The organism is Streptomyces sp. NRRL F-6492 (genome assembly GCF_001280125.1).
Taxonomy (GTDB): domain Bacteria; phylum Actinomycetota; class Actinomycetes; order Streptomycetales; family Streptomycetaceae; genus Streptomyces.
The window spans coordinates 20,334-46,268 of record NZ_LGEG01000127.1; the positions used below are offsets into that span (position 1 = coordinate 20,334).

26 protein-coding genes are annotated in these 25,935 nt (G+C 70.8%); 18 read left to right on the forward strand and 8 right to left on the reverse strand.

Features of this window, described 5'->3' with window-relative positions; genetic code table 11:
- The first annotated feature begins 192 nt into the window (after positions 1-192).
- The 8 genes from gap (at position 193) to ADL08_RS11840 (ending at position 7,987) form a co-directional block, all read left to right on the forward strand.
- The gene (gap, locus tag ADL08_RS11805; RefSeq protein ID WP_053642050.1) at positions 193-1,203 is read left to right on the forward strand and encodes a type I glyceraldehyde-3-phosphate dehydrogenase; all 1,011 of its coding nucleotides are present in this window, start codon (positions 193-195) and stop codon (positions 1,201-1,203) included.
- A gap of 106 nt (positions 1,204-1,309) precedes the next feature.
- Positions 1,310-2,521 carry a phosphoglycerate kinase gene (locus ADL08_RS11810; protein WP_053642051.1) on the forward strand — a complete coding sequence of 404 codons (1,212 nt, stop codon included), beginning with the start codon at positions 1,310-1,312 and terminating at the stop codon, positions 2,519-2,521.
- Positions 2,522-2,528: 7 nt separating this feature from the next.
- Entirely contained in the window at positions 2,529-3,305 is a 777-nt protein-coding gene (gene tpiA, locus ADL08_RS11815) for a triose-phosphate isomerase (protein ID WP_053642052.1), read from the forward strand.
- A 97-nt stretch (positions 3,306-3,402) separates the two neighbouring features.
- Positions 3,403-3,633, forward strand: a complete 231-nt coding sequence (gene secG / locus ADL08_RS11820; RefSeq protein WP_017238647.1) for a preprotein translocase subunit SecG — start codon at positions 3,403-3,405, stop codon at positions 3,631-3,633.
- A gap of 77 nt (positions 3,634-3,710) precedes the next feature.
- Positions 3,711-4,046: an RNA polymerase-binding protein RbpA gene (locus ADL08_RS11825; RefSeq protein ID WP_003957010.1), complete on the forward strand. Its 336-nt coding sequence runs from the start codon at positions 3,711-3,713 to the stop codon at positions 4,044-4,046.
- Between the two features lie 191 nt (positions 4,047-4,237).
- Entirely contained in the window at positions 4,238-5,899 is a 1,662-nt protein-coding gene (gene pgi / locus ADL08_RS11830) for a glucose-6-phosphate isomerase (protein WP_420709627.1), read from the forward strand.
- Positions 5,900-5,903: 4 nt separating this feature from the next.
- The gene (locus ADL08_RS11835) at positions 5,904-6,404 is read left to right on the forward strand and encodes a PH domain-containing protein (RefSeq protein ID WP_053642053.1); all 501 of its coding nucleotides are present in this window, start codon (positions 5,904-5,906) and stop codon (positions 6,402-6,404) included.
- Complete coding sequence (locus tag ADL08_RS11840; protein WP_053642054.1) at positions 6,401-7,987, forward strand: PH domain-containing protein; 1,587 nt, start codon at positions 6,401-6,403, stop codon at positions 7,985-7,987. The genes ADL08_RS11835 and ADL08_RS11840 overlap by 4 nt, the downstream gene beginning before the upstream one ends.
- Before the next feature lie 25 nt (positions 7,988-8,012).
- Here ADL08_RS11840 and pgl read toward each other — a convergent pair whose 3' ends face one another.
- From pgl to tkt, 5 genes are read right to left on the reverse strand one after another with little or no spacing between them, the layout of a single operon-like run.
- Positions 8,013-8,795, reverse strand: a complete 783-nt coding sequence (gene pgl, locus ADL08_RS11845) for a 6-phosphogluconolactonase (protein ID WP_053642055.1) — start codon at positions 8,793-8,795, stop codon at positions 8,013-8,015.
- Complete coding sequence (gene opcA / locus ADL08_RS11850; protein ID WP_053642056.1) at positions 8,792-9,874, reverse strand: glucose-6-phosphate dehydrogenase assembly protein OpcA; 1,083 nt, start codon at positions 9,872-9,874, stop codon at positions 8,792-8,794. Before opcA ends, pgl begins: the two co-directional genes overlap by 4 nt.
- Positions 9,871-11,403 (reverse strand): glucose-6-phosphate dehydrogenase, encoded by a 1,533-nt coding sequence (gene zwf / locus ADL08_RS11855; protein ID WP_053642057.1) that lies wholly within the window; start codon positions 11,401-11,403, stop codon positions 9,871-9,873. The genes opcA and zwf overlap by 4 nt, the downstream gene beginning before the upstream one ends.
- 4 nt (positions 11,404-11,407) lie before the next feature.
- A complete protein-coding gene (tal, locus tag ADL08_RS11860; RefSeq protein WP_053642058.1) occupies positions 11,408-12,526 on the reverse strand; it encodes a transaldolase in 1,119 nt (372 codons plus the stop codon).
- 36 nt (positions 12,527-12,562) lie between these two features.
- Positions 12,563-14,650, reverse strand: coding sequence for a transketolase (gene tkt / locus ADL08_RS11865; RefSeq protein WP_053642059.1), 2,088 nt, complete (start codon positions 14,648-14,650; stop codon positions 12,563-12,565).
- A 313-nt stretch (positions 14,651-14,963) separates the two neighbouring features.
- On the opposite strand from tkt, the gene ADL08_RS11870 reads away from it, so the two are divergent.
- On the forward strand, positions 14,964-15,911 hold the full coding sequence (locus tag ADL08_RS11870) for a heme o synthase (protein ID WP_053642161.1): 948 nt from the start codon (positions 14,964-14,966) through the stop codon (positions 15,909-15,911).
- A 96-nt stretch (positions 15,912-16,007) separates the two neighbouring features.
- The gene (locus ADL08_RS11875; RefSeq protein WP_053642060.1) at positions 16,008-16,340 is read left to right on the forward strand and encodes a hypothetical protein; all 333 of its coding nucleotides are present in this window, start codon (positions 16,008-16,010) and stop codon (positions 16,338-16,340) included.
- A gap of 90 nt (positions 16,341-16,430) precedes the next feature.
- On the opposite strand, the gene ADL08_RS11880 is transcribed toward ADL08_RS11875, so the two are convergent.
- The 3 genes from ADL08_RS11880 to ADL08_RS11890 form a co-directional block, all read right to left on the reverse strand.
- A complete protein-coding gene (locus ADL08_RS11880) occupies positions 16,431-17,399 on the reverse strand; it encodes a COX15/CtaA family protein (RefSeq protein WP_053642162.1) in 969 nt (322 codons plus the stop codon).
- Between the two features lie 65 nt (positions 17,400-17,464).
- A complete protein-coding gene (locus ADL08_RS11885) occupies positions 17,465-18,259 on the reverse strand; it encodes an ABC transporter permease (protein ID WP_053642061.1) in 795 nt (264 codons plus the stop codon).
- Entirely contained in the window at positions 18,256-19,194 is a 939-nt protein-coding gene (locus ADL08_RS11890) for an ABC transporter ATP-binding protein (protein WP_053642062.1), read from the reverse strand. The genes ADL08_RS11885 and ADL08_RS11890 overlap by 4 nt, the downstream gene beginning before the upstream one ends.
- 180 nt (positions 19,195-19,374) lie before the next feature.
- Here ADL08_RS11890 and ADL08_RS11895 point away from each other — a divergent pair, with 180 nt between their 5' ends.
- From ADL08_RS11895 to ADL08_RS11930, 8 genes are read left to right on the forward strand one after another with little or no spacing between them, the layout of a single operon-like run.
- Positions 19,375-20,100: a helix-turn-helix transcriptional regulator gene (locus ADL08_RS11895; protein WP_053642063.1), complete on the forward strand. Its 726-nt coding sequence runs from the start codon at positions 19,375-19,377 to the stop codon at positions 20,098-20,100.
- Positions 20,097-21,512: a Fe-S cluster assembly protein SufB gene (sufB, locus tag ADL08_RS11900; protein WP_053642064.1), complete on the forward strand. Its 1,416-nt coding sequence runs from the start codon at positions 20,097-20,099 to the stop codon at positions 21,510-21,512. The genes ADL08_RS11895 and sufB overlap by 4 nt, the downstream gene beginning before the upstream one ends.
- Before the next feature lie 59 nt (positions 21,513-21,571).
- On the forward strand, positions 21,572-22,753 hold the full coding sequence (gene sufD / locus ADL08_RS11905; RefSeq protein WP_053642065.1) for a Fe-S cluster assembly protein SufD: 1,182 nt from the start codon (positions 21,572-21,574) through the stop codon (positions 22,751-22,753).
- Complete coding sequence (locus tag ADL08_RS11910) at positions 22,753-23,070, forward strand: bifunctional 3-phenylpropionate/cinnamic acid dioxygenase ferredoxin subunit (RefSeq protein WP_030205123.1); 318 nt, start codon at positions 22,753-22,755, stop codon at positions 23,068-23,070. Before sufD ends, ADL08_RS11910 begins: the two co-directional genes overlap by 1 nt.
- A 7-nt stretch (positions 23,071-23,077) precedes the next feature.
- A complete protein-coding gene (gene sufC / locus ADL08_RS11915) occupies positions 23,078-23,842 on the forward strand; it encodes a Fe-S cluster assembly ATPase SufC (protein ID WP_015032758.1) in 765 nt (254 codons plus the stop codon).
- Positions 23,839-25,107: a cysteine desulfurase gene (locus ADL08_RS11920; RefSeq protein WP_053642066.1), complete on the forward strand. Its 1,269-nt coding sequence runs from the start codon at positions 23,839-23,841 to the stop codon at positions 25,105-25,107. Before sufC ends, ADL08_RS11920 begins: the two co-directional genes overlap by 4 nt.
- Positions 25,108-25,116: 9 nt before the next feature.
- Complete coding sequence (gene sufU, locus ADL08_RS11925; RefSeq protein WP_053642067.1) at positions 25,117-25,590, forward strand: Fe-S cluster assembly sulfur transfer protein SufU; 474 nt, start codon at positions 25,117-25,119, stop codon at positions 25,588-25,590.
- A complete protein-coding gene (locus tag ADL08_RS11930) occupies positions 25,587-25,925 on the forward strand; it encodes a metal-sulfur cluster assembly factor (RefSeq protein ID WP_053642068.1) in 339 nt (112 codons plus the stop codon). Before sufU ends, ADL08_RS11930 begins: the two co-directional genes overlap by 4 nt.
- Positions 25,926-25,935 lie beyond the last annotated feature (10 nt).

Below are 25,935 nucleotides of genomic sequence, written 5' to 3' on the forward strand. Positions count from 1 at the left end.
CACGGCGGCCCTTACCCGCTGGTAGGTACGGGCCGACGACCGGTTTCCCTTACTTTCCGGGCTCGCGCGGATGCGGCCGATGTCACTCCGGCGGTCCCGGCGAGGTAGGGTCGTAAGCGGTCGGGGACATCCCAAAAACAAAAATCTCGCCGGCGTCGAACACACCGGCGTACCTAACGAGGAGATCGGTTCGTGACGATCCGCGTAGGCATCAACGGCTTTGGCCGCATCGGCCGGAACTACTTCCGCGCGCTCCTTGAGCAGGGTGCCGACATCGAGATCGTGGCTGTCAACGACCTGGGTGACACCGCGACCACGGCCCACCTGCTGAAGTACGACACCATCCTGGGCCGCCTCAAGGCCGAGGTGACCCACACCGACGACACCATCACCGTCGACGGCCACACCATCAAGGTGCTCTCCGAGCGCAACCCGGCCGACATCCCCTGGGGCGAGCTGGGCGTCGACATCGTCATCGAGTCGACCGGCATCTTCACCAAGAAGGCCGACGCTCAGAAGCACCTCGCCGGCGGCGCCAAGAAGGTCCTCATCTCGGCTCCGGCCAGCGACGAGGACATCACCATCGTCATGGGCGTCAACCAGGACAAGTACGACGCGGCGAAGCACGACATCATCTCGAACGCGTCCTGCACCACCAACTGTGTGGCGCCGATGGCCAAGGTCCTCGACGAAAACTTCGGCATCGTCAAGGGCCTGATGACCACGGTCCACGCGTACACCAACGACCAGCGCATCCTGGACTTCCCGCACAAGGACCTGCGCCGCGCCCGCGCCGCCGCGGAGAACATCATCCCGACCACGACCGGTGCCGCCAAGGCCACCGCCCTGGTCCTCCCGCAGCTCAAGGGCAAGCTCGACGGCATCGCGATGCGCGTCCCGGTCCCGACCGGCTCCGCCACCGACCTGGTCGTCACCCTGGACCGCGAGGTCACCAAGGACGAGGTCAACGCCGCGTTCAAGAAGGCCGCCGACGACGGCGACCTGAAGGGCGTCCTGTTCTACACCGAGGACCCGATCGTCTCCTCGGACATCGTGGGCGACCCGGCGTCCTGCACCTTCGACGCCTCCCTGACGATGGTCCAGGACGGCAAGTCGGTCAAGATCCTCGGCTGGTACGACAACGAGTGGGGCTACTCCAACCGTCTCGTCGACCTCACCGTCTTCGTCGGCGGTCAGCTCTAAGCTTCAGGGCGGACTTTCGATGGTGAGCAGGGCTCGGGCAGCGCAACGCCGCGCTGCGCGAGCCCTGTTCGTGTGCTCCACCGCGTACCAAGGAGTCAGTTAACAGATGAAGACGATCGACGAGCTTCTCCACGAGGGCGTCGAAGGCAAGCGGGTGTTCGTCCGCGCCGACCTCAACGTGCCGCTCGACGGCACCACCATCACCGACGACGGACGCATCCGCGCCGTCGTCCCCACGGTCGAGGCGCTCACCGGCGCCGGCGCCCGCGTCGTGGTCGCCTCGCACCTGGGCCGCCCCAAGGGCGCCCCGGACCCGGCGTTCTCGCTCGCCCCGGCCGCCGCCCGCCTCGGCGAACTGCTCGGCGCCGACGTGGCGTTCGCGACCGACACGGTCGGCGACTCCGCCACCGCGACCGTCGCGGGCCTCGGCGACGGACAGGTCGCCGTCCTGGAGAACCTCCGCTTCAACCCCGGCGAGACCTCCAAGGACGACGCCGAGCGCGGCGCCTTCGCGGACAGCCTCGCCGCCCTCGCCGACCTCTACGTCGGCGACGGCTTCGGCGCCGTGCACCGCAAGCACGCCTCGGTCTACGACCTCCCGGCGCGCCTCCCGCACGCCGCGGGCCACCTCATCGCCACCGAGGTCGGCGTCCTGAAGAAGCTGACGGACGACGTCAAGCGCCCCTACGTGGTCGCCCTCGGCGGCGCCAAGGTCTCCGACAAGCTCGGCGTGATCGACCACCTCCTGGAGAAGGCCGACCGCATCCTCATCGGCGGCGGCATGGCGTACACCTTCCTCAAGGCCCAGGGCCACGAGGTCGGCATCTCGCTGCTCCAGGAGGACCAGATCCCGGCGGTCCAGGAGTACCTGACGCGCGCGAAGGAGCGCGGCGTGGAGTTCGTGCTCCCCGTCGACGTCCTGGTCTCGCCCGAGTTCCCGGACCTGAAGACCAAGGCCCCCGCGAACCCCACCACGGTCGCCGCGGACGCCATCCCGGCGGACGAGGAGGGGCTCGACATCGGCCCCGAGACCCGCAAGCTCTACGCCTCGAAGCTCGCCGACGCGGCCACCGTCTTCTGGAACGGCCCGATGGGCGTCTTCGAGCACCCCGACTACGCCGAGGGCACCAAGGCCGTCGCCCAGGCGCTCGTCGACTCCCCGGCCTTCACCGTGGTCGGCGGTGGCGACTCCGCCGCCGCGGTCCGCATCCTGGGCTTCGACGAGAACGCGTTCGGACACATCTCGACCGGCGGCGGCGCCTCCCTCGAATACCTCGAGGGCAAGACGCTTCCCGGCCTCGCCGCACTGGAGGACTGACCCACCCATGAGCACCCGCACCCCGCTGATGGCGGGCAACTGGAAGATGAACCTCAACCACCTCGAGGCCATCGCCCACGTCCAGAAGCTCGCCTTCGCCCTGACCGACAAGGACTACGACGCGGTCGAGGTCGCCGTCCTGGTCCCCTTCACCGACCTGCGGTCCGTCCAGACCCTGATCGACGGCGACAAGCTGAGGATCGAGTACGGCGCCCAGGACATCTCGGCCCACGACTCCGGCGCCTACACCGGCGAGATCTCCGGCCTGATGCTGTCCAAACTGAAGGCCTCCTTCGTCGCCGTCGGCCACTCCGAGCGCCGCCAGTACCACGCCGAGGACGACGAGGTCTGCAACGCCAAGGTGAAGGCCGCCTTCAAGCACGGCATCACCCCGATCCTCTGCGTCGGCGAGGGCCTCGACGTCCGCAAGGCCGGACAGCAGGTCGAGCACACCCTCGCCCAGCTCGACGGCGGTCTGAAGGACGTCCCGGCCGAGCAGGCCGAGACCGTCGTGATCGCGTACGAGCCGGTGTGGGCCATCGGCACCGGCGAGGTCGCCACCCCCGAGGACGCCCAGGAGGTCTGCGGGGCGATCCGCGGCCGCCTCGCCGAGCTGTACTCCCAGGAGCTCGCCGACAAGGTCCGCATCCAGTACGGCGGCTCGGTGAAGTCCGGGAACGTCGCCGCGATCATGGCCCAGCCGGACGTCGACGGCGCCCTGGTGGGCGGCGCGGCCCTGGACGCCGACGAGTTCGTCAAGATCGTCCGCTTCCGCGACCAGTGAGTATGCGGTAGCGGAGTTACGTCGTACCCTTGCGGGGGTCGGGCAGGCGCCCGGCCCCCGTCCGTATAAGTCCGAGGAAGTTGGTCCAGCCGTGGTTATGGGGTTCTCGATCGCCCTGATCGTCTTCAGCGGGCTGCTGATGCTGCTCGTGCTGATGCACAAGGGGAAGGGTGGCGGCCTCTCCGACATGTTCGGTGGCGGCATGCAGTCCTCCGTCGGCGGCTCCTCGGTCGCCGAGCGCAACCTGGACCGCATCACCGTCGTGGTCGGTCTGCTCTGGTTCGCCTGCATCGTGGTGCTCGGTCTGCTGATGAAGTTGGACGGGTAACTCCAATCACTGGACGCGCGTTGGGCCTTACGTAGACTGGGGCACCTTCGAGCACCATCACGCAGGGAGTTACGACCGTGGCAAGTGGCAACGCGATCCGGGGAAGCCGGGTCGGAGCGGGGCCGATGGGCGAGGCCGAGCGGGGCGAGTCGGCGCCGCGCCTCCGCATCTCCTTCTGGTGCTCGAACGGGCACGAGACACAGCCGAGCTTCGCCAGCGACGCGCAGGTCCCGGACACCTGGGACTGCCCGCGCTGCGGCTTCCCGGCCGGCCAGGACCGCGACAACCCGCCGGACCCGCCCCGCACGGAGCCGTACAAGACCCATCTCGCGTACGTGCGCGAGCGGCGCAGCGACGCGGACGGCGAGGCGATCCTCGCCGAAGCCCTCGCCAAGCTGCGCGGCGAGATCTGAGCACGGTGTGACGACGTGACGGACGGGCCCGGCCCGCGAACTCGATTCGCGGGCCGGGCCCGTCCGCCGTTCCCGGGGACCCCGGCCGCCGGGACCGCACCGGGGCGCCCCGCTCGCCGTCGCCTCGTCGGCCCCTCTGATCAATTAGGTTGGAGGGGCAGCGGGGCAGACACGTACGAGAGAAGTGGGCGATGTCCGAGATGAAGAACGAAGGCCGTACGAGGCTCAACCGGCTGCCCGAGTGGGCGGCCCTCGGCAAGCACCGCGAGCAGCTGGGCGAACCCCGGCTGCGCGAGCTGTTCGCCGCCGACCCGACGCGCGGCACCGACCTCACCCTGAGGGTCGGCGACCTCTACCTGGACTACTCCAAGCACCTCGTCACCGACGAGACGCTGACCCTGCTGCGGGAGCTGGCCGCCGCCACCGGCGTGGCCGAGCTGCGCGACGCCATGTTCCGCGGCGAGAAGATCAACACCACCGAGGACCGGGCGGTCCTCCACACCGCGCTGCGCGCCCCCCGCGACGCCGTGGTCGAGGTCGACGGCGAGAACGTCGTCCCCGGCGTCCACGCCGTCCTCGACCGGATGGGCGACTTCGCCGAGAAGGTCCGCGCGGGCGAGTGGACCGGCCACACCGGCAAGCCGGTCAAGAACGTCGTCAACATCGGCATCGGCGGCTCCGACCTCGGCCCCGCCATGGCCTACGAGGTCCTGCGCTCCTACACCCGGCGGGACCTGACGCTCCGTTTCGTCTCCAACGTCGACGGCGCCGACCTCCACGAGGCCCTCCACGGCCTCGACCCCGCCGAGACGCTCTTCGTCGTCGCGTCGAAGACCTTCACCACCATCGAGACCATCACCAACGCCACCTCCGCCCGCGACTGGCTCCTGGCCGGCCTCGGAGCCGGCCAGGAGGCCGTGGCCAAGCACTTCGTGGCCCTCTCCACCAACGCGGAGAAGGTCGAGGAGTTCGGCATCGACACCACGAACATGTTCGAGTTCTGGGACTGGGTCGGCGGCCGCTACTCCTACGACTCCGCCATCGGCCTCTCCCTGATGATCGCCATCGGCCCGGAGCGCTTCCGCGAGATGCTCGACGGCTTTCACCTCGTCGACGAGCACTTCCGCACCGCCCCGCCCGAGGAGAACGCGCCGCTGCTCCTCGGCCTCCTCGGCGTCTGGTACGGCGACTTCTTCGACGCCCAGTCGCACGCCGTCCTGCCGTACTCCCACTACCTGTCGAAGTTCACCGCCTACCTCCAGCAGCTCGACATGGAGTCCAACGGCAAGTCGGTGGACCGCGAGGGGAACCGGGTCGACTGGCAGACCGGACCCGTGGTCTGGGGCACCCCCGGCACCAACGGCCAGCACGCCTACTACCAGTTGGTCCACCAGGGCACCAAGCTGATCCCGGCCGACTTCATCGGCTTCGCCCGGCCCGTCGACGACCTGGAACCCGGCCTCGTCGCCCAGCACGACCTGCTCATGGCCAACTTCTTCGCCCAGACGCAGGCGCTCGCCTTCGGCAAGACGCCCGAGGAGGTGCGGGCCGAGGGCGTCCCCGAGGAACTCGTCCCGCACAAGACCTTCCGGGGCGACCGCCCCACCACCACGATCCTCGCCGACGCGCTCACCCCGTCCGTCCTCGGACAGCTGGTCGCGCTCTACGAGCACAAGGTCTTCGTCCAGGGCGCGATCTGGAACATCGACTCCTTCGACCAGTGGGGCGTCGAGCTCGGCAAGGTCCTCGCCAAGCGGATCGAACCGGTCCTGACGACCGGAGAGGGCGCGGAGGAGCTCGACGGCTCCACCGCCGGCCTGGTCGCCGCCTACCGCTCCCTGCGCGGACGGTAGCAGCGTGCGGGGGGAGAACGCGGTGCGGCTGAGGCCGCCGAGGAACGCCGTGGACGGGCGGGCCGTCACCTGGTGGCGGACCCAGCTCCTGGTCGCCACCGCCGTACCGGTGGCGGTCCTCGCCGTCCTCGGAGCGTTCGTCGGACCCGCCAGGACCTGGCTGCTCGTCGCGGCCGGGGCCGTGGCGGCGGCGGGCCTGGCCTGTACCGCGTTCCTCCCCGCCTGGTGGTTCCGGGTGCACCGCTGGGAGGTCACCGACGAGGCCGTCTACGTGCGCACCGGGGCCCTCTGGCAGGAGTGGCGGATCGCCCCGATGTCCCGGATCCAGACCGTCGATACCTCGCGCGGCCCCCTGGAGCAGTACTTCCGGCTCGCCACCGTCACCGTGACCACCGCCTCCTCCGAGGGCGCGGTCCGGATCGAGTGGCTCGACCACGAGCTGGCCGCCGGCCTGGCGGAACGGCTGACCGCCGTCACCCAGGCCACACCCGGGGACGCCACGTGACCACGCCCGCCGCCGAGGGGGAGCGGGGGCGGCTCGACGCACCGGAAACCGACGCGCCCGAGGCGGAATGGCAGCGGCTCGACCGGCGCACCCTCCTCGCCACCGCCGCCCTGCTGTGCGGAGTGGCCGGCGGCACCGGGCTCCCCGTCGCCCTCGGCCTCGCCGGCTCCCGGCCGCTCGGGCAGACCCTGGCCTGGGTCCTCGCCGGCGCCCTGCTCCTGGTCGCCGGCGGCACCGGGGCCGACTACGTCCGCTGGCGCCGCACCCGCTACCGCGTCGGCCCCGAGCGGGTCGACCTCCACACCGGCCTGCTCCTCCTCAAGCGCCGGTCCCTGGCCCGCGAGCGCATCCGCAGCGTCGACCTCACCGCCAACCCCCTCCAGCGCCTCCTCGGCCTGGTCAAGGTCCGCATCGGGACCGGCGAGCACAGCGGCGGCGACGCCGCCCTCGAACTCGACCTGGTCGCCCGCGCCGAGGGCGAACGGCTCCGCCGCGCACTCCTCACCCGCGCCGCCGCGCCCGAGGACCCCCGCCACGACGGCGCCCTCGCCGCCCTCGACCTCCGCTGGATCCGCTACGCCCCCGTCTCCTTCGTCGCCCCCGCCCTCGGCGGCGCCGCCGCCGGAGCGGTCATGCAGGTCAGCGAGTGGTTCGGCGCCCAGGGCGAGGTCATCGACTGGATAGGGGAGCGCTTCAGCTCCGTCGCGATCCCCTGGATGATCCTCTGGCTGGTCCTCGTCGCCCTCGCCGTCGGGGCCGTCGGCGCCCTCGGCCTGTGGGTCGAGATGTGGTGGAACTACCGCCTGGAGCGCGAGCCCGGCGGCACCCTGCGCGTCACCCGGGGCCTCCTCACCGCCCGCTCGGTCTCCATCGAGGAGCGCCGGCTGCGCGGCGTCGAGATCGTCGAGCCGCTCGGCGTCCGCCTCTTCGGGGCGGCCCGCGTCGACGCCGTCGCCACCGGCCTCGCCCAGAAGGACGGGGACGAGCACGGCGACCTCAAGAACCTGCTGCCGGCCGCCCCCCGCCCGCTCGCCGACCGGGTCGCCGCCCAGGTCCTGCGCGAGCCGGAACCGCCCACCGGGGCACCGCTCGCCGCCCACCCCCGGGCCGCCCGGAACCGGCGGATCCGCTGGGCCCTGTGGAGCGCCCTGACGCCCGCCGCGCTCCTCGCCGCCCTCGGCCTCCTGCTCACCCCGACCCTGCTGTACGCGGCGGCCGGCTGGACCGTCGTCCTCACCCCGCTCGCCGTGCTCCTCGCCCTCGACGCGTACCGGAACCTCGCGCACGGCGTCGGCGGGGCGTATCTGGTCACCCGTTCGGGTACGGTCCGGCGGACCACGGTCGCCCTCCAGCGCTCCGGAGTCATCGGCTGGACCGTCAAGCAGTCGTACTTCCAGCGCCGCGCCGGACTGCTCACCCTGACCGCGACGACGGCGGCCGGATCGGGCGCGTACGAGATCCTCGATGCCGGCCGGAGCCAGGGGCTGGCCTTCGCCGCCGGGGCCGTACCGGGCCTCCTCGCGCCCTTCCTGGAGCCGGAGGAGACGCCGGAGACGCCGGAGGCCCGGTCCACCGAGGGGTGAACCGGGCCTCCTGAGCCGTACCGGGTCAGGCCGTGGCCGGCGGATACAGGCTCTTCGGCAGCTCCGAGGCCGCCGCCGCGTCGAGCAGCCACAGCGTGCGCGAGAGGCCGCGGGCGCCGGCCGCCGGGGCCTGCACCTCGCCCGCGCCCGACAGCGCGATCGCCGCCGCCTTCGCCTTGTCCTCGCCGGCCGCGAGCAGCCAGACCTCCCGCGCCGCCCGGATCGCCGGAAGCGTCAGCGAGATCCGGACCGGCGGCGGCTTCGGCGCGCCGCGCACCCCGACCACCGTCCGCCCGGTCTCGCGCACGGCGGGCAGCTCGGGGAAGAGCGAGGCCACGTGCGTGTCCGGGCCGACGCCCAGCATCAGCACGTCGAAGGCGGGCACGCCGCCGTGGTCGCCGGGACCGGCCGCGGCGGCCAGCTCCTCCGCGTAGGCAGCGGCGGCGGCCTCCACGTCGTCGCCGTACGGCCCGTCCGACGCGGGCATCGCGTGCACCCGCGCGGGGTCCAGCGGCACCCGGTCGAGCAGGGCCTCACGGGCCTGGGTGACGTTGCGCTCCGGGTCCCCGTCGGGCAGGAACCGCTCGTCGCCCCACCACAGGTCGAGCCGCGACCAGTCGACCGCGTCCCGCGCGGGCGCCGCGCCGAGCGCGGCGAGCAGGCCGTTGCCGTTGCGTCCGCCGGTCAGCACCACCGAGGCGGAGCCCCGGGCGGCCTGGGCGTCCACGATCCGGGTGATCAGCCGGGCCGCGGCGGCCTGCGCCATCAGTTCCTTGTCGCGGTGGACGACCAGCTGGGGGGCGCTCACTTGGCCGCCTTCCTGGCCGGGGCCTTCCTCGCCGCGGGCTTGGCGGCGGGAGCGGCCTCCTCCCCGGAGGGGGCGTCGGAAGCGGCTCCGGCGGTTTCCACGTCCACCGTCGCCTCGGCCTCCTCCTCCGGCTCGGGCGCGGTGACCGCCGCCCGCTCGTCGAGCCGCCCGACGCCGAACTTCAGCGCCGCCGCGTAGGTGTCGTCCGGGTCGAGCCGGCGCAGCTCCTCCGCGATCAGCTCGGCCGTGTCGCGGCGCTTGAGCGCCACCCCGCGGTCCGGCTGCCCCTCGATGGAGAGCGTCGCGAGCGAGCCGTCCGGCCGGTCGAGCACGATCGGCCCGCAGTCGGTCTCCAGGCGTACGGAGGTGAGGCCGGGGCCCGCCGACTTCGAGCGCCGCACCGGCACCTTCAGCCGGTCCGCCACCCACATCGCGAGCAGTTCCACGCTCGGGTTGAACTCCTCGCCCTCCACCTCGGCGGCGGAGACCTCGCACACGACCTGGTCGAGCGCGGCGGCGAGCATCGAACGCCACGGCGTGATCCGGGTCCACGACAGGTCCGTGTCGCCGGGGGTGTACGTCTCCGCCCGCGCCGTCAGCTCCTCGATGGGCTGCTCGGCGGCGTACGTGTCGGTCACCCGGCGCTGGGCGAGCGCGCCCAGCGGGTCCTTCGCCGGGTCGGTCGGCGCGTCCACCGCCCACCAGACGACGACCGGCGCGTCCGGGAGCAGCAGCGGCAGCACCACCGACTGGGCGTGGTCGACGACCTCGCCGTACAGCCGGAGCACCACCGTCTCGCCGGCGCTGGCGTCGGCGCCGAGGCGGACCTCGGCGTCGAGCCGTGCCTTGGCGCGGTCCCGCGGCGAGCGCGAGACCCTCTTGATGACGACGAGGGTCCGCGAGGGGTGCTCGCGGGACGCCTCGTTGGCCGCCTTCAGCGCGTCGTAGGCGTTCTCCTCGTCGGTGACGATGACGAGGGTGAGCACCATGCCGACGGCCGGCGCGCCGATCGCCCGCCGCCCGAGCACCAGCGCCTTGTTGATCTTGGAGGACGTGGTGTCCGTCAGGTCGGTCTTCATGGCCGGCGCCAGCTCCTGCCGTCTCGTGCGAGCATCTCGTCCGCCTCGACCGGACCCCAGGTCCCGGACTGGTACTGCGCGGGCTTGCCGTGCTCGTCCCAGAACCTCTCGATCGGGTCGAGGATCTTCCAGGACAGCTCGACCTCCTCCACGCGCGGGAAGAGGTTCGAGTCGCCGAGCAGGACGTCGAGGATGAGCCGCTCGTACGCCTCCGGGCTGGACTCGGTGAAGGACTCGCCGTACGCGAAGTCCATCGACACGTCCCGGATCTCCATCTGGGTGCCGGGCACCTTGGAGCCGAACCGCACCGTCACGCCCTCGTCCGGCTGCACCCGGATGACGATGGCGTTGCGGCCGAGCTCCTCGGTCGCGGTGTGGTCGAAGGGGGAGTGCGGGGCGCGCTGGAAGACGACCGCGATCTCGGTGACGCGGCGGCCCAGGCGCTTGCCGGTGCGCAGGTAGAAGGGGACGCCCGCCCAGCGGCGGTTGTCGATCTCCAGCTTGACGGCCGCGTAGGTGTCGGTCTTCGACTGCGGGTCGATGCCGTCTTCCTGGAGGTAGCCGACGGCCTTCTCGCCGCCCTGCCACCCGGCCGCGTACTGGCCGCGGACCGTGGAGGCGCCCAGGTCCCTGGGGACCTTCACCGCGCCGAGGACCTTGGTCTTCTCGGCGGCCAGCGCGTCGGCGTCGAAGGAGGCGGGCTCCTCCATCGCGGTCAGCGCGAGCAGCTGGAGCAGGTGGTTCTGGATGACGTCACGGGCGGCGCCGATGCCGTCGTAGTAGCCGGCGCGGCCGCCGATGCCGATGTCCTCGGCCATGGTGATCTGCACGTGGTCGACGTACGACCGGTTCCAGATCGGCTCGAAGAGGGTGTTGGCGAAGCGGAGCGCCAGGATGTTCTGGACGGTCTCCTTGCCGAGGTAGTGGTCGATCCGGAAGACCTCGTGCGGCGGGAAGACCTCGTGGACGACCTCGTTGAGCTCCTTGGCGGAGGCCAGGTCGTGCCCGAAGGGCTTCTCGATGACCGCGCGGCGCCAGGAACCGTCCTTCTGGTCGGCCAGCCCGTGCTTCTTGAGCTGCTGGACGACCTTGGGGAAGAACTTCGGCGGGACCGACAGGTAGAAGGCGAAGTTGCCTCCGGTGCCCTGGGCCTTGTCCAGCTCCTCGACGGTGGTCTTCAGCTGCTCGAAGGCCTCGTCGTCGTCGAAGTCGCCCTGGACGAACCGCATGCCCTGGATCAGCTGCTGCCACACCTCCTCGCGGAAGGGGGTGCGCGAGTGCTGCTTGACGGCCTCGTAGACCTCCTGCGCGAAGTCCTCGTCCTGCCACTCGCGCCGGGCGAAGCCGACGAGCGAGAAGCCCGGCGGCAGCAGGCCGCGGTTGGCCAGGTCGTAGACGGCGGGCATCAGCTTCTTTCGGGACAAATCGCCCGTGACGCCGAAGATCACCAGACCCGACGGCCCCGCGATGCGCGGGAGCCGTCGGTCTGCGGCGTCACGGAGCGGGTTGGCTCCGTGGACTGCGCTCAAGGTGTTACGCCTCCGAAGGTGCGAGGCGCTTCAGCTCCGCCTCGGTGGACGTGAGCAGGTCGTTCCAGGACGCCTCGAACTTCTGGACGCCCTCGTCCTCCAGCAGCTGGACGACCTCGTCGTAGCCGATGCCCAGCTTCGCGACGGCCTCCAGGACGGCCCGGGAGTCGTCGTACGTGCCCCGGATCGTGTCACCGGTGACCTCGCCGTGGTCGGCGGTGGCCTCCAGGGTGGCCTCGGGCATGGTGTTGACCGTGCCGGGGGCGACCAGGTCCACCACGTACAGCGTGTCCTTGTAGGCCGGGTCCTTGACACCGGTCGAGGCCCACAGCGGACGCTGCTTGTTGGCGTGCGCCTTGTCGAGGGACTCCCAGCGCTCGCCGGAGAAGACCTCCTCGTACGCCTCGTACGCCAGGCGCGCGTTGGCGAGGGCCGCCTTGCCCTTGAGGGCCTTGGCCTCGTCGGTGCCGACGCCGTCCAGGCGCTTGTCGATCTCCGTGTCCACGCGGGAGACGAAGAAGGAGGCCACCGAGTGGATCTTGGCCAGGTCCAGGCCGCGCTCGCGGGCCTTCTCCAGACCCGCCAGGTAGGCCTCCATGACCAGGCGGTAGCGCTCCAGCGAGAAGATCAGCGTCACGTTCACGCTGATGCCGAGGCCGATGACCTCGGTGATCGCCGGCAGACCCGCCTCGGTGGCCGGGATCTTGATCAGCGTGTTGGGGCGGTCCACCAGCCAGGCCAGCTGCTTGGCCTCGGCGACGGTGGCCTTGGTGTCGTGCGCCAGACGGGGGTCGACCTCGATGGAGACCCGGCCGTCCTGGCCGTCCGTCGAGTCGAAGACCGGCCGCAGGATGTCGGCGGCGTCGCGGACGTCCGCCGTCGTGATCATCCGGATCGCCTCCTCGACGGTCACCCGGCGGGCGGCGAGGTCGGAGACCTGCTGGTCGTAGCCGTGGCCCTCGGAGATCGCCTTCTGGAAGATCGACGGGTTGGTGGTGACCCCGACCACGTGGTTCTGGTCGATGAGCTCCGCCAGGTTGCCGGAGGTGATCCGCTGGCGCGAGAGGTCGTCCAGCCAGATCGCGACGCCTTCGTCGGAGAGGCGCTTGAGTGCGTCTGTCATGAGAGTTGCATCTCCAATAAGTCGTACGTAGGGGCGTCAGCGCGCGGCGGCGTCGATCGATTCCCGGGCGGCGGCGACGATCGCCTCGGGCGTGAAGCCGAACTCGCGGAAGAGGACCTTCGCGTCCGCCGAGGCGCCGAAGTGCTCCAGGGAGACGATCCGGCCGGCGTCGCCGACGTACTTGTGCCAGGTCAGGCCGATGCCGGCCTCGACCGCGACCCGGGCCCGGACCGACGGCGGCAGGACGGAGTCCTTGTACGCCCGGTCCTGCTCCTCGAACCACTCCACGGACGGCATCGAGACCACCCGGGTGGGCGTGCCGGCGGCCTGGAGCTGCTCGCGGGCCTCGACGGCCAGGTGCACCTCGGAGCCGGTCGCGATCAGGACCACCTCCGGCTCGCCGCCTTCGGCGTCGAACAGCACGTAGCCGCCCTTGACCGTGTCCTCGTTCGGCGCGTACGTCGGCACGCCCTGGCGGGTGAGCGCCAGACCGTGCGGGGCGCCCTTGCCGAAGACCTTGGTGTGGCGCTGCATGATCTCGCGCCAGGCCAGGGCCGTCTCGTTGGCGTCGGCCGGACGGACCAGGTTCAGACCCGGGATCGCGCGCAGCGAGGCCAGGTGCTCCACCGGCTGGTGGGTGGGGCCGTCCTCGCCCAGACCGATCGAGTCGTGGGTCCAGACGTAGGTGACGGGCAGGTGCATCAGGGCCGAGAGGCGCACCGCGTTGCGCATGTAGTCGGAGAACACCAGGAAGGTGCCGCCGTAGATCCGCGTGTTGCCGTGCAGCGCGATGCCGTTCATCTCGGCGGCCATCGAGTGCTCGCGGATGCCGAAGTGGATCGTGCGGCCGTACTTGTCGGCCTCCGGCAGCGGGTTGCCCTCGGGCAGGAACGACGAGTCCTTGTCGATCGTCGTGTTGTTCGAGCCGGCGAGGTCGGCCGAGCCGCCCCACAGCTCCGGGACGACCGCGCCGAGCGCCTTGAGGACCTGGCCCGAGGCGGCGCGGGTGGCGACGCCCTTGCCCGGCTCGAAGACCGGGAGCTTCTCCGCCCAGCCCTCGGGCAGCTCGTTGGCCTGGACGCGGTCGAAGCGCGCCGCGTGCTCCGGGTTGGCCGTGCGCCACTCGGCGAGGGACTTCTCCCACTCCGCGCGGGCCTCGCGGCCGCGGTCGCCGAGCGCGCGGGTGTGCGCGATGACCTCGTCGGAGACCTCGAAGGTCCGCTCCGGGTCGAAGCCCAGGACGCGCTTGGTGGCCGCGACCTCGTCGTCGCCGAGCGCCGAGCCGTGGGCGGCCTCGGTGTTCTGCGCGTTCGGGGCGGGCCAGGCGATGATCGAGCGCATCGCGATGAACGACGGGCGCTCGGTCTCGGCCTCGGCGGCCCGGATCGCCGCGTAGAGGCCGGCCGGGTCCAGGTCGCCGTTCTCCTGCGGCTCGACGCGCTGCACGTGCCAGCCGTACGCCTCGTACCGCTTGATCGTGTCCTCGGACACGGCCGTCTCGGTGTCGCCCTCGATCGAGATGTGGTTGTCGTCCCACAGCAGGATCAGGTTGCCGAGCTTCTGGTGGCCGGCCAGCGAGGACGCCTCGGCGGAGATGCCCTCCTGGAGGCAGCCGTCACCGGCGATCGCGTAGATGTGGTGGTCGAACGGAGAGGTGCCGGTCGGCGCCTCCGGGTCGAACAGGCCGCGCTCGAAGCGGGCGGCCATCGCCATGCCCACGGCGTTGGCGACGCCCTGGCCCAGCGGGCCCGTGGTCGTCTCGACGGCGGCGGTGTGGCCGTACTCCGGGTGGCCGGGGGTCTTCGAACCCCAGGTGCGGAAGGCCTTCAGGTCGTCCAGTTCGAGACCGAATCCACCCAGGTAGAGCTGGGTGTAGAGGGTCAGGGACGAGTGGCCGGCGGAGAGGACGAACCGGTCGCGCCCGACCCACTCGGGGTCGGCCGGGTCGTGCCGCATCACCTTCTGGAAGAGGGTGTACGCGACGGGCGCCAGGCTCATCGCCGTACCGGGATGGCCGTTGCCGACCTTCTGTACGGCGTCCGCGGCCAGGACGCGGGCGGTGTCTACGGCCCGCTGGTCCAATTCGGTCCACTCGAGGTCTGTGGTGGTCGGCTTAGTGCTCACCCTGGGTCAGGGCTCCTCTCCACATGTTCTGAAGCCGGTGACTGAGGGTGTACCGGCGGTGTCGAGCCTACCCCCGTCGGACGGCCCTCTTTTCGTGCTCATGCCCCTCAAATGAGCGCACACGGCAAGACTGCCGGTGGCCGTGGGACTTCGCCTCCCGAACGGGTCCGCCCCTGGTGGACCTACCCCTTCAACACGACCCCACCCCCGCGAAGATCGGCGTCTGGGCAACGTCTAGAGTGGCGTGGTACGCGCAAGCTTCGCCCCGCTTTCGTCCGGGGAGCTTGCTGGGATTTCTCTGTCAGGGGTGTGCGTGACGGCCGTCGAGTCCCGACCCGCAGGGGTCGTCTTGACTCCCAGCCCGGGGGGCCATCGGCCGTTCGGGGCCCGCGTCAAGGCATTCGTGGCGCTGACCAAGCCGCGGATCATCGAGCTGCTGCTCATCACGACCGTCCCGGTGATGTTCCTCGCCGAGCAGGGCGTGCCGAACCTCTGGCTGGTGCTCGCCACCTGCTTCGGCGGCTACCTGTCGGCGGGCGGCGCGAACGCGCTGAACATGTACATCGACCGCGACATCGACGCCCTGATGGACCGCACGTCGCAGCGTCCGCTGGTCACGGGCATGGTCTCGCCGCGCGAGGGCCTGGTCTTCGGCCTCACGCTCGCGGTGGTCTCCACCCTCTGGTTCGGGCTGCTCGTCAACTGGCTCTCCGCCTGGCTGTCGCTCGGCGCGCTCCTCTTCTACGTGGTCGTCTACACGATGATCCTGAAGCGGCGGACCGCGCAGAACATCGTCTGGGGCGGCATCGCCGGCTGCATGCCCGTGCTCATCGGCTGGTCCTCGGTCACGAACTCGATGTCCTGGGCCGCCGTCATCCTCTTCATGGTCATCTTCTTCTGGACGCCGCCGCACTACTGGCCGCTGTCGATGAAGGTCAAGGACGACTACGCGCGCGTGGGCGTCCCGATGCTCCCGGTGGTCGCCTCCAACAAGGTCGTCGCCAAGCAGATCGTGGCCTACAGCTGGGTCATGGTCGCCGTCTCGCTGCTGCTCACCCCGTTGGGCTACACGGGCTGGTTCTACACCGCGGTGGCCCTCGTCACCGGCGGCTGGTGGCTCTGGGAGGCGCACGGGCTGCTCAGCCGCGCCAAGGACGGCGCGACGGGCGCCAAGCTCAAGGAGATGCGGCTCTTCCACTGGTCGATCACCTACGTCTCGCTGCTCTTCGTGGCGGTCGCGGTGGACCCCTTCCTCCGCTGACCCGTGGAGAACCGCCCGGCGACGGCCGGGCCGCGTGGGAAACACCACGCGGCCCGGCCGTCGCCGTTCGATCTACCCGTCGGTAGCATCCCTGGCATGGCAGACACGAAGGCAGACACCAAGAAGGACGAGCGCAGGGTCGCCCGGCTCACCAAGCAGATCCAGGCCTTCTCCGAGGAGCACGGCGGCTCCGAGGGACACCTGGAGCACATCGGCCAGGCGGGCACCCGGATCGTCCTCGTCGGCGCGGACGGCCTCTGGGGCGACCTGGTCGCCCCGACGTACGCGATCGCGGAGCGGGCCGCCGAGAAGGCCGGGCTGACGCTCCACGAGGAGTTCGACGGCGAGTTCGCCGCGAAGGTCGTCACCGGTCCGTACGAGTGGTCCCGGATGGCGGGCATCCAGATCGGCGGCCCCTCCGACCGCTGAAGCGGCGCACGCGCACGCACGAAGGGCCCACCGGCTCCGCGGGAACCGGTGGGCCCTTCTGTGTGCGCGTACGGGAGAGCGGGCGGGGCCTCAGGCCTTCGCGAGCTCCTGGTCCGCCCGGGCCGGGATCGCCGGCGCGCTCGGCGGGCGCTCGCGCATGCTCAGGGCGAGCCGCAGGACCGCGATCCACATCAGCGAGGAGCCGAGCATGTGGGCGGCGACCAGGATCTCGGGGACCCCGGTGAAGTACTGGACGTAGCCGATGCCGCCCTGGGCGAGGAGCACGATCAGCAGGTCGCGGGCGCGGGCCCGGGTGTCGTCCGGGGCGTCCACCGCGCGCAGGACCAGCCACATCGCGACCGCGAGCGCGCAGACGACCCAGGCGGCGATCGCGTGCAGGTGCGCGGCGTTCGTCCAGTCCCACGGCATGCGCGGGACGTCGCTGCTGTCGCCGGCGTGCTTGCCGGAGCCCGTCACCGTCGTGCCGAGCGCGATCAGCAGGCCCGAGGTGATCGTGATCGCCCAGGCCAGCCTGCGGACCGGGCGCGGCGCGCGCGGGCGGGGGGCGGTGTCGCCCTCGCCGGTCCGGTGCCAGGTGACGACGGCGACCGTGAGCAGCGCGTTCGCGGCGAGGAAGTGGCCGGCGACCGTCCACGGGTTGAGGCCCATCCACACCGTGATGCCGCCGAGGACGGCGTTGCTCATCACGATCCAGAACTGGGCCCAGGCGAGCCGGGTGAGGCCGCGCCGGCGCGGCTTGACCGAGCGCACGGCGATGATGGCCCAGCCGACGGCGGCCGACAGGACGTACGTCAGCATCCGGTTGCCGAACTCGATGGCCCCGTGGAGGCCCTGCTCGGGCGTGGCGAAGAGGCTGTCGTCCGTGCACTTGGGCCAGGTGTCGCAGCCGAGACCGGAGCCGGTCAGCCGGACCGCGCCGCCCGTGACGATGATGAGCACGCTCATCACGACGGCGGAGAGCGCGGCGCGCCGGAGCGTCCGGGGGGACGGGGTCCAGCGCCGGGCGATGAGGGCGAGGGGGGTCAGCACGGGCCCTATCGTAGGACGGCGCTTGTGCGCGCTTTCACGAGGGGGGGCGTATGTGGCCGAACGGAACCTTACGGTTACTCCCAGCGGAAGAACCTCGCCGCCGCGCCGAGTCCCAGGACCGCCCAGACCGCGAGGACCAGCGCGTCGCCCCACGGCATCGGGGCCCCGCCCTGCAGGACGTCCCGCAGGCCGTCCGAGAGGGCCGCGATCGGCAGCAGGGCGAGCACGTCGCCCGCGGCGCCGAACCTCTCCAGGGGCACGATCACCCCGCCGCCCACCAGGAGCAGCAGGAAGACCAGGTTGGCGGCGGCCAGGGTGGCCTCGGCCCTCAGCGTGCCGGCCATCAGCAGGCCGAGGCCGGAGAAGGCGGCCGTGCCGAGGAGCAGGAGCAGCAGCACCGAGAGCGGGTTCCCGTGCGGGGACCAGCCGAGCGCGAGCGCGATCGCCGTCAGGAGCGCGACCTGGAGGACCTCGGTGACCAGGACGGAGAGCGTCTTGGCGGTCATCAGGGCCCTGCGGGGGAGCGGCGAGGCCCCCAGGCGCTTGAGCACCCCGTACCGGCGCTCGAAACCGGTCGCGATGGCCTGGCCGGTGAAGGCGGTGGACATCACGGCGAGCGCGAGGACGCCGGGGGCGAGGAAGTCGACGGGCTTCCCGGCCCCGGTGTCGACGACGTCGACGGTGGAGAACAGCACCAGGAGCAGCGAGGGGATGATCACCGTCAGGAGCAGCTGCTCGCCGTTGCGCAGCAGCATCCTGGTCTCCAGGGCGGTCTGCGCGGCGATCATCCGCCCGACGGGGGCCGCGCCGGGCCGGGGGGAGTAGGCGCCCGTGCCGGCGGACTTCGGGAGGCGGGTTCCCGTGCTCATGACCTCAGCTCCTTGCCGGTCAGTTCGAGAAAGACGTCTTCCAGCGTGTGGCGCTCGACCGCGATGCCGTCCGGCATCACACCGTGCTGGGCGCACCAGCTGGTGACCGTGGCGAGCAGCTGCGGGTCGACGTCGCCGGTGATCCGGTACGTGCCCGGCAGGGTCTCCGCGGCGGCCGTGCCGTCCGGGAGCGCCTTGAGCAGGGAGTCCAGGTCGAGCCCGGGGCGGCCGGTGAAGCGCAGGGTGTTCTCGGCGCCGCCCCGGCACAGCTCCTCGGGGCTGCCCTGGGCGGCGATCCGGCCGGCGTCGACGATGGCGACGTCGTCGGCCAGCTCCTCGGCCTCCTGCATGAAGTGGGTGGTGAGGACCGTGGTCACCCCGTCGGCGCGCAGCTCGCGGACCAGGTCCCAGGTGGCGCGGCGGGCCTGCGGGTCGAGCCCGGCGGTGGGCTCGTCGAGGAAGACCAGCTCGGGGCGGCCGACGACGGCCATGGCGAGCGCGAGGCGCTGCTGCTGGCCGCCGGAGAGGCGCCGGTAGCTCGTACGGCCGCAGGAGTCGAGGCCGAGGCGCTCGATCAGGGCGTCCACGTCCAGCGGGTGGGCGTGCAGCTTCGCCATGTGCCGGAGCATCTCGTCGGCGCGGGCGCCGGAGTAGACGCCGCCGGACTGGAGCATGACGCCGATCCGGGGGCGCAGGGCCGCCGCGTCGGCGGCCGGGTCGAGGCCGAGGACCCGCACGGTGCCGCCGTCGGGCCGGCGGTAGCCCTCGCAGGTCTCGATCGTGGTGGTCTTGCCGGCCCCGTTGGGACCGAGGACGGCGGTGACGGTGCCGGCCCGTACGTCGAGGTCCAGGCCGTCGACGGCGGTCTTGTCTCCGTACCGCTTGACCAGGCCGCGGACCTGGACGACGGACTCACTCGCGGGCTTCCCGTGCATGCCGGGAAGTCTAGAGAGCGGCCGGGGGTCCTTCGGGCGCGGGTCCCGAAGAGTGGTCGAATTCATCCCATGAATGATCATCATCGCAGGTCAGGTAAGCCTTACCTGAGTGACGCACGGCACCGTCCGCGCGTCGGGTGCCGCTTGTCACTCCCCGATTAATTACGCAACAATGGTGTTGTGAAAAACGTTGGCGCGGCTCCGGTGGAGGAACTCGCGACCCGGGAGCGTTCCACTCGCAACCGGGTCGCGCGGTCGATCCTGGACCACGGGCCGTCGACCGTCGCCGATCTGGCCGAACGGCTCGGCCTCACCCAGGCCGCCGTCCGCCGCCACCTCGACTCGCTGGTCGCGGAGAACGTCGTCGAGGCGCGCGAGAAGCGCGTCTACGGCAACCGCGGCCGCGGCCGCCCCGCGAAGGTCTTCGCACTGACCGACTGCGGCCGGGACGCCTTCGACCAGTCGTACGACTCGCTCGCCGTCGAGGCGCTCCGCTGGATCGAGCGCAACGCCGGCGGCGAGGAGGCCGTCGCCGCCTTCGCCCGGGACCGGATCGAGAGCCAGGGAAGCGCGTACCGCGAGGCCGTCGAGGCGGCCGAGCCCGCGCGGCGGACCGAGGCGCTCGCCAAGGCCCTCACGGCGGACGGGTACGCTGCCACTGCGCGGAACGCGCCGGTCGGCGAGCAGCTCTGCCAGCACCACTGCCCGGTCGCCCACGTCGCCGAGCAGTACCCCCAGCTGTGCGAGGCGGAGACGGAATTCTTCTCCCGTCTCCTGGGAACGCACGTCCAGCGCCTGGCCACCATCGCCCATGGTGACGGCGTCTGCACCACGTTCATCCCGCACGGCGCTCCACAGACCACCGAATCAGCATCCGCAAGTACGGCCGGGAGGAACCCCGCATGACCACCGAGATCAGCCACCCCGAGCTCGAGGGCCTGGGTCGGTACGAGTACGGCTGGGCCGACTCCGACGCCGCCGGCTCCACCGCCAAGCGCGGACTGAACGAGGACGTCGTCCGCGACATCTCCTCGAAGAAGAACGAGCCCGAATGGATGCTGAAGCTGCGTCTCAAGGGTCTGCGGCTCTTCGGCAAGAAGCCCATGCCGACCTGGGGCTCCGACCTCTCCGGCATCGACTTCGACAACATCAAGTACTTCGTGCGCTCCACCGAGAAGCAGGCCGCTTCCTGGGAGGAACTGCCCGAGGACATCAAGAACACGTACGACAAGCTCGGCATCCCCGAGGCGGAGAAGCAGCGCCTCGTCGCCGGCGTCGCCGCCCAGTACGAGTCCGAGGTCGTCTACCACCAGATCCGCGAGGACCTGGAGGAGCAGGGCGTCATCTTCGTCGACACCGACACCGCCCTGAAGGAGCACGAGGAGCTCTTCAAGGAGTACTTCGGCACCGTCATCCCGGTCGGCGACAACAAGTTCGCCTCGCTGAACACGGCCGTGTGGTCCGGCGGCTCCTTCATCTACGTGCCGAAGGGCGTGCACGTCGAGATCCCGCTCCAGGCCTACTTCCGCATCAACACGGAGAACATGGGCCAGTTCGAGCGGACGCTGATCATCGTCGACGAGGACGCCTACGTCCACTACGTCGAGGGCTGCACCGCCCCGATCTACTCCTCGGACTCGCTGCACAGCGCCGTGGTCGAGATCATCGTGAAGAAGGGCGGCCGCTGCCGCTACACGACCATCCAGAACTGGTCGAACAACGTCTACAACCTGGTGACCAAGCGCGCCGTCGCCTACGAGGGCGCCACCATGGAGTGGGTCGACGGCAACATCGGCTCCAAGGTCACCATGAAGTACCCGGCCGTCTACCTCATGGGCGAGCACGCCAAGGGCGAGACCCTGTCCATCGCCTTCGCGGGCGAGGGCCAGCACCAGGACGCCGGCGCCAAGATGGTCCACATGGCCCCGAACACCTCCTCCAACATCGTCTCCAAGTCGGTGGCACGAGGCGGCGGCCGCACCTCCTACCGCGGCCTCATCGAGATCGGCGAGGGCGCCCCGGGCGCCAAGTCGAACGTGCTCTGCGACGCGCTGCTCGTCGACACCATCTCCCGCTCCGACACGTACCCCTACGTGGACGTGCGCGAGGACGACGTCTCCATGGGCCACGAGGCCACCGTCTCCAAGGTCTCCGAGGACCAGCTCTTCTACCTGATGAGCCGCGGCCTCACCGAGTTCGAGGCCATGGCGATGATCGTCCGCGGCTTCGTCGAGCCCATCGCCAAGGAGCTCCCGATGGAGTACGCCCTGGAGCTCAACCGGCTGATCGAGCTGCAGATGGAGGGCTCGGTCGGCTGACCGTCCCCCACCCGCAGCGACCGTTTCCCCGTACGCAGGAAGAGAGCAAGACGACAGCCATGGCTGAGGCTCAGTACATCCCGGCAGGTTCGACCACTGCCGGCTCGATCGCGGTGGCCGCCGAGTCCACCGTCGCCACGCGCATGAGCGCGCCCCCGTCCTTCGACGTCGCGGACTTCCCCGTCCCGCACGGCCGCGAGGAGGAGTGGCGGTTCACCCCGCTGGAGCGCCTGCGGGGTCTGCACGACGGCACCGCCGTCGCCACCGGCGAGGGCGTCAAGGTCGACATCGACGCCCCCGAGGGCGTCACCGTGGAGACCGTCGGCCGCGACGACGAGCGCCTCGGCCGGGCGGGCACGCCCGTCGACCGGGTCGCCGCCCAGGCGTACTCCTCGTTCGAGAAGGCCTCGGTCGTCACCGTCGCCAAGGACGCCGTCCTCACCGAGCCGATCCGCATCGCCGTGCACGGCCACGGCGGGACCGCCTTCGGCCACCAGGTGATCGAGCTCGGCGCCTTCGCCGAGGCCGTCGTGGTCATCGACCACACCGGTGACGCCGTCCTCGCCGCCAACGTCGACTACGTCCTCGGCGACGGCGCGAAGCTCACCGTCGTCTCCGTCCAGGACTGGGACGAGAAGGCCGTCCACGTCGCCCAGCACAACGCGCTGGTCGGCCGCGACGCCTCCTTCAAGTCGGTCGTCGTCACCTTCGGCGGCGACGTCGTCCGCATCCACCCGCGCGTGGCGTACGCGGCCCCCGGCGGCGAGGCCGAGCTCTTCGGCCTGTACTTCACCGACGCGGGCCAGCACCAGGAGCACCGCCTCCTGGTCGACCACAACACCCCGCACTGCAAGTCCAACGTGGCCTACAAGGGCGCGCTGCAGGGCCAGGACGCGCACGCCGTCTGGATCGGCGACGTGCTCATCCAGGCCGCCGCCGAGGGCACCGACACGTACGAGCTGAACCGGAACCTGGTCCTCACGGACGGCGCCCGCGTCGACTCCGTGCCCAACCTGGAGATCGAGACCGGCGAGATCGCCGGCGCCGGTCACGCCTCGGCCACCGGCCGCTTCGACGACGAGCAGCTCTTCTACCTGATGTCCCGCGGCATCCCGGAGATCGAGGCCCGCCGCCTCGTCGTCCGCGGCTTCTTCGCCGAGCTGGTCCAGCAGATCGGCCTGCCCGACGTCCAGGAGCGCCTGCTCGCCAAGATCGAGGCGGAGCTGGAGGCCTCCGTCTGATGGCCTTCGTCCGAGTCTGCGCGCTGAGCGAGCTGGAGACCGACACCCCGAAGCGGGTCGAGGTCGACGGCACGCCGGTGTCGGTCGTCCACACCGAGGGCGAGGTGTTCGCGATCAACGACATCTGCTCGCACGCCAACGTCTCCCTCTCGGAGGGCGAGGTCGAGGACTGCGCCATCGAGTGCTGGCTGCACGGGTCCAGCTTCGACCTGCGCACCGGCAAGCCCTCCGGCCTTCCCGCGACGCGCCCCGTCCCCGTATACCCCGTAAAGATCGAAGGGGACGATGTGCTCGTCTCCGTCACCCAGGAGTCCTGAGTCACCCATGGCTACGCTTGAAATCCACGACCTGCACGTCTCCGTCGAGGCGGAGAACGGCCCCCGCGAGATCCTCAAGGGCGTCGACCTGACCATCAAGCAGGGCGAGACCCACGCCGTCATGGGCCCCAACGGCTCCGGCAAGTCGACCCTGGCGTACTCGCTGGCCGGCCACCCGAAGTACACGATCACCGGCGGCACCGTCACCCTCGACGGCGAGGACGTCCTGGAGATGTCGGTCGACGAGCGCGCCCGCGCCGGCGTCTTCCTGGCCATGCAGTACCCGGTCGAGGTCCCCGGCGTCTCGGTCTCCAACTTCCTGCGCACCTCCGCCACCGCCGTCCGCGGCGAGGCGCCCAAGCTGCGCACCTGGGTGAAGGAGGTCAAGTCCGCGATGGAGCAGCTCCAGATGGACCCGGCCTTCGCCGAGCGCAACGTCAACGAGGGCTTCTCCGGCGGTGAGAAGAAGCGCCACGAGATCCTCCAGCTGGAGCTCCTCAAGCCGAAGATCGCGATCCTCGACGAGACCGACTCCGGCCTCGACGTCGACGCCCTGCGCGTCGTCTCCGAGGGCGTCAACCGCGTCCGCGAGACCGGTGAGGTCGGCACCCTGCTGATCACCCACTACACGCGCATCCTGCGCTACATCAAGCCCGACTTCGTGCACGTCTTCGCGAACGGCCGCATCGCCGAGTCCGGTGGCGCCGAGCTCGCCGACGTGCTGGAGAACGAGGGCTACGACAAGTACGTGAAGGGTGGCGCGTCCGCGTGACTTCTGCCCATCAGGGGCTCTCCGGCCTCCTCGACACCGAGGCGATCCGCAAGGACTTCCCGCTCCTGGACCGCACGGTCCACGACGGCAAGAAGATCGTGTACCTCGACTCCGCGGCGACCTCGCAGAAGCCGCGCCAGGTCCTCGACGCGCTCAACACGTACTACGAGCGCCACAACGCCAACGTCCACCGCGGCGTCTACACGGTCGCCGAGGAGGCGACGGCGCTCTACGAGGGCGCGCGCGACAAGGTCGCCGCGTTCATCAACGCGCCGAGCCGCGACGAGGTGATCTTCACCAAGAACGCCTCCGAGTCGCTCAACCTCGTGGCCAACATGCTGGGCTGGGCCGACGAGCCCTACCGCGTGGACCACGAGACCGAGATCGCCATCACGGAGATGGAGCACCACTCCAACATCGTGCCGTGGCAGCTGCTCTCGCAGCGCACGGGCGCGAAGCTGAAGTGGTTCGGCCTCACCGACGACGGCCGTCTCGACCTCTCGAACATCGAGGAGGTCATCACCGAGAAGACCAAGATCGTCTCGTTCACGCTGGTCTCGAACCTGCTGGGCACGGTCAACCCGGTCGAGACGATCATCCGCCGCGCCCAGGAGGTCGGTGCGCTCGTCTGCATCGACGCCTCCCAGGCGGCCCCGCACATGGTGCTGGACGTGCAGGCGCTCCAGGCCGACTTCGTGGCCTTCACCGGCCACAAGATGTGCGGCCCGACCGGCATCGGCGTGCTGTGGGGACGGCAGGAGCTCCTGGAGGACCTGCCGCCCTTCCTCGGCGGCGGCGAGATGATCGAGACCGTCTCGATGCACTCCTCGACGTACGCGCCGGCCCCGCACAAGTTCGAGGCGGGCACGCCCCCGATCGCGCAGGCCGTCGGCCTCGGCGCGGCCGTGGACTACCTGTCCGCGATCGGCATGGAGAACATCGCGCGCCACGAGCACGCGATCACCGAGTACGCCGTCCGGCGCCTCCAGGAGGTCCCGGACCTGCGGATCATCGGCCCCACCACGGCCGAGGACCGCGGCGCGGCGATCTCCTTCACGCTCGGCGACATCCACCCGCACGACGTGGGCCAGGTCCTCGACGAGCAGGGCATCGCGGTCCGGGTCGGCCACCACTGCGCGCGGCCGGTCTGCCTCCGCTACGGAATTCCCGCGACCACGCGGGCGTCGTTCTATCTGTACTCCACCCCGGCCGAGGTAGACGCCCTGGTCGAGGGACTGGAGCACGTACGGAACTTCTTCGGCTAGGGGACGCTCGTGAAGCTGGATTCGATGTACCAGGACGTCATCCTGGACCACTACAAGCACCCGCACGGGCGCGGTCTGCGGGACGGCGACGCCGAGGTGCACCACGTCAACCCGACGTGCGGCGACGAGATCACGCTCCGTGTGAAGTACGACGGCTCGCGGATCGAGGACGTGTCGTACGAGGGCCAGGGCTGCTCCATCAGCCAGGCCTCGGCCTCCGTCCTCAACGAGCTGCTCGTCGGCAAGGAGCTGGCCGAGGCGCGGAAGATCCAGGGCACCTTCCTGGAGCTGATGCAGTCCAAGGGCCGGATCGAGCCGGACGAGGCGATGGAGGAGGTCCTGGAGGACGCGGTCGCGTTCGCCGGGGTCTCCAAGTACCCCGCCCGGGTGAAGTGCGCCCTGCTGAGCTGGATGGCGTGGAAGGACGCGACCGCCCAGGCGCTGGGGGACGACGACCAGAAGTCAGAGAGGAAGCCGGCATGACCGAGAACGCCGGGGCCATCATGAAGCCGGCCTCCGAGGAAGAAGTCCGCGAGGCGCTGTACGACGTCGTCGACCCCGAGCTGGGCATCGACGTCGTCAACCTGGGCCTGATCTACGGCATCCACATCGACGACTCCAACGTCGCGACGCTGGACATGACCCTGACGTCGGCGGCCTGCCCGCTGACCGACGTGATCGAGGACCAGGCGAAGTCCGCCACGGACGGCATCGTCAGCGAACTGAAGATCAACTGGGTCTGGATGCCGCCGTGGGGTCCGGACAAGATCACGGACGACGGGCGCGAGCAGCTCCGCGCGCTCGGCTTCAACGTCTGAGTTCGACGTC

What these genes read in the sequence shown, in the direction of transcription:
- ADL08_RS11810 (WP_053642051.1), top strand. Translation starts at nt 1,310, where the DNA reads ATGAAGACGATCGACGAGCTTCTCCACGAGGGCGTCGAAGGCAAGCGG.
- tpiA (WP_053642052.1), top strand. Translation starts at nt 2,529, where the DNA reads ATGAGCACCCGCACCCCGCTGATGGCGGGCAACTGGAAGATGAACCTC.
- secG (WP_017238647.1), top strand. Translation starts at nt 3,403, where the DNA reads ATGGGGTTCTCGATCGCCCTGATCGTCTTCAGCGGGCTGCTGATGCTG.
- pgi (WP_420709627.1), top strand. Translation starts at nt 4,238, where the DNA reads ATGTCCGAGATGAAGAACGAAGGCCGTACGAGGCTCAACCGGCTGCCC.
- opcA (WP_053642056.1), bottom strand. Translation starts at nt 9,874, where the DNA reads ATGAAGACCGACCTGACGGACACCACGTCCTCCAAGATCAACAAGGCG.
- tal (WP_053642058.1), bottom strand. Translation starts at nt 12,526, where the DNA reads ATGACAGACGCACTCAAGCGCCTCTCCGACGAAGGCGTCGCGATCTGG.
- ADL08_RS11875 (WP_053642060.1), top strand. Translation starts at nt 16,008, where the DNA reads ATGGCAGACACGAAGGCAGACACCAAGAAGGACGAGCGCAGGGTCGCC.
- ADL08_RS11885 (WP_053642061.1), bottom strand. Translation starts at nt 18,259, where the DNA reads ATGAGCACGGGAACCCGCCTCCCGAAGTCCGCCGGCACGGGCGCCTAC.
- ADL08_RS11890 (WP_053642062.1), bottom strand. Translation starts at nt 19,194, where the DNA reads ATGCACGGGAAGCCCGCGAGTGAGTCCGTCGTCCAGGTCCGCGGCCTG.
- sufB (WP_053642064.1), top strand. Translation starts at nt 20,097, where the DNA reads ATGACCACCGAGATCAGCCACCCCGAGCTCGAGGGCCTGGGTCGGTAC.
- sufD (WP_053642065.1), top strand. Translation starts at nt 21,572, where the DNA reads ATGGCTGAGGCTCAGTACATCCCGGCAGGTTCGACCACTGCCGGCTCG.
- ADL08_RS11910 (WP_030205123.1), top strand. Translation starts at nt 22,753, where the DNA reads ATGGCCTTCGTCCGAGTCTGCGCGCTGAGCGAGCTGGAGACCGACACC.
- sufC (WP_015032758.1), top strand. Translation starts at nt 23,078, where the DNA reads ATGGCTACGCTTGAAATCCACGACCTGCACGTCTCCGTCGAGGCGGAG.
- ADL08_RS11930 (WP_053642068.1), top strand. Translation starts at nt 25,587, where the DNA reads ATGACCGAGAACGCCGGGGCCATCATGAAGCCGGCCTCCGAGGAAGAA.